The sequence below is a fragment of the Polaromonas sp. P1_E3 genome, assembly GCF_056405935.1.
Genome location: NZ_JBFUBD010000593.1, coordinates 1 through 1311 on the forward strand (window position 1 = coordinate 1; position 1311 = coordinate 1311).

A 1311-nucleotide genomic window follows, 5' to 3' on the forward strand; every position below is an offset into this window, starting at 1 on the left:
GTGTCGAGGAGTTCGGTGTTGGAGGTTTTTGCCTTGACCAGCACGGCGGCAGCGCGTGTAGCCTGGGTCTTGTCCACCTCCAGCGCCGAGAAGATCACGACGGGAGGAGGGCCGTCCATTGCCTCAACATCCTTGAGCAGGTCCCAGCCCGAGCCACCCGGCAGGCTGAGGTCCAGCAGGATCAGGTCAAAACGCTGCTCCTGCAGGCGGTCACGCGCTTCCTGCACCGTGTCGGCAAAAACAAAGGTGGCGAACCCTTGTGCAATGGTCGCGGCAATGCGCTGGATGTCCGGGTCGTCTTCAACGTGCAGGATGACGGAGCGGGCTTCGGCCGAACCGGCAATGGCGCGGCGCACACCCAGCACGAGCATGTTCTCGTCGATGGGTTTTTCCAGCCAGTCCGAAACCGTCAGTGACTGGTCGTTGAACTGCACACGCCCTTCCGCTGCCGAGGCCGACACCACCACGATGGGCACGTCGCGTGTATGCAGCTGGGACCGCAGCGCCCGGATCAGCGCAATGCCATCCTGATCGGGCAGCTTGAGATCTACCGTGACGGCGGCGTAGCGCCTTTTCGCGAGTTCTTCCACAGCCTGCTTTGCCGTAAATACCATCTGGGTGTCAAAACCACCCTTGTCGAGCATCATGCTGATCAGGCGCGAGATGTCCTGGTCGTCCTCACACACCAGCACCCGAGGCCGCTGCTCGACCAGGGCCGCGAAACCGGAGGTGCGCAGCGGAGACTCCACAAATTCAGGCAGCTCAAAGAAGAAGGTGGTGCCGACGCCGGGATCGGTATGGAAACCGATGCTGCCACCCAGGCGCTCAATGATGGCCCGTGAAATGTTGAGGCCCAGGCCCGTGCCGCCCTTCTGGCGTGTATCGGAGGAGTCGGCCTGCGAGAACTTCTGGAAGATGCGGTTACGGAATTCTTCGGGGATACCGGGGCCATGGTCCCGGACCTCGACACGTATGCCGGCTTCACAGCGCGCCACATGGATGTCTACCGTGCCGCCTTCGGGCGAGAACTTCATGGCATTGGACAGCAGGTTGGTCACCACCTGCGTCAATCGGTCGCTGTCCACCCTGACATGGAGATCTTCGTCGGGGAAATGAAGTTGCAGGCGCACATTTTTTGCCGTACCGTAGCCTTCGTTGGCGGCCAGCGCCTGCTCCAGCAAGGGCTCCAGCTCGATCACCTGGAAATCCAGGGTCATCTTGCCGGATTCGATCTTCTCGATGTCCAGGATGTCGTTGATCAGCCTGATCAGGCGCTCGCAATTGGTCTTGGCAATACCCACCAGCGTCTTC

At 61.1% G+C, this 1311-nt stretch carries 1 protein-coding gene; it reads right to left on the bottom strand.

The window, feature by feature from the left end; all coding sequences use genetic code 11:
• A partial coding sequence (locus AC1D0Z_RS21995; protein WP_477660274.1) for an ATP-binding protein occupies positions 1-1311 on the bottom strand: 1311 nt, incomplete at both ends.